Below are 1,208 nucleotides of genomic sequence, written 5' to 3'. Positions count from 1 at the left end.
AAACTAGCTAAAACCCAGGCAATTGAGTTAGAAATTTTTGCCCTAGGTGGCGATCGCATGGAGTTAGCTGGGGCAAAAATGTTGGGTAAAACCACTCGACTGGCTGCTATGGGATTAATTGAATCTATCCCCTTTATTTTGCCAACCTTACAACTACAAAAACGAGCAAAAGAGTTTTTTAAAGATCATCCCCCTGATATCATTATTTTAATTGATTATGTGGGGGCAAATGTGGCGATCGGTCAATCGGCTAAAAAAATTATTCCCCAGGTGCCAATAATTTATTATATTGCCCCACAGGTGTGGATTTGGTCAGAAGAAAATATCCCCTCAGCTAAACTCAGGGCCACAGCAGAAAAGTTATTTAATACGGAAAAATTAATCGCCGTCACTGATAAATTATTGGCAATTTTTCCCGCTGAAGCTCGTTTTTTTGAAACAAAAGGTTTACCAGTAACTTGGGTGGGACATCCTTTAGTTGATCGTATGGCCAATGCTCCCAATCGGCAAGAAATGCGGCAAAAATGGGCAATAAAACCCGAAGAAACGGTAATCGCTTTGTTACCTGCTTCCCGTCAACAGGAGTTTAAATATCTCGTGCCGACGGTGTGCGCTGCTGCCCAAAAATTACAGGAAAAAATACCCGATATTAAGTTTTTAATTCCCGTTCCCCTAGCTTTATACGAACCAAAAATGCGAGAATTAGTGGCGGAATATGGATTAAATGCGGTGATTATGGAACGAGATCAGACTTTAGAAGCAATTGCCGCAGCCGATCTGGCTGTGGCTAAGTCTGGTACAGTGAATCTCGAAATTGCTTTATTAAAGGTGCCGCAGGTGGTGGTTTACCGTTTAAGTGCAGTTACTGCTTGGATTGCCCGCAATATTATGAAGCTTTCTGTACCATTTGTCTCACCAGTAAATTTAGTTTTAATGCGAGAAATTGTTCCCGAACTACTACAAGAGGAAGCTAACCCGGAAAGAATCATGCAGGAATGTCTAGATTTATTATTAAATCAGCAACGTCGGCAAAAAATGTTAGATGAATACGCAGAAACCACAGCCGGTTTAGGAACAGTAGGAAGTTGCGATCGAGTGGCACAAGAGGTGTTTAAAATAGGCCTTTGTTAGGGTTAGGAGCCGGTCGTCAGGAGATAGGAGATAGGAGATAGGAGTCAGGAGACAGGAGTCAGGAGGCAGCTTTATTC

1 protein-coding gene is annotated in these 1,208 nt (G+C 42.1%); it reads left to right on the top strand.

What is annotated here, in order from left to right; genetic code table 11:
- Positions 1-1,131, top strand: a 1,131-nt coding sequence (gene lpxB / locus IQ242_RS25250) for a lipid-A-disaccharide synthase (protein ID WP_193961843.1), incomplete at its 5' end; no start/stop codon positions are given.
- Between the last annotated feature and the right edge of the window lie 77 nt (positions 1,132-1,208).

The sequence above is a fragment of the Microcystis sp. LEGE 08355 genome (assembly GCF_015207185.1).
Classification (GTDB): domain Bacteria; phylum Cyanobacteriota; class Cyanobacteriia; order Cyanobacteriales; family Microcystaceae; genus Microcystis; species Microcystis panniformis.
The sequence above is the reverse complement of the archived record's forward strand: the minus strand, read 5'-3'. Positions and strand labels throughout refer to the sequence as shown.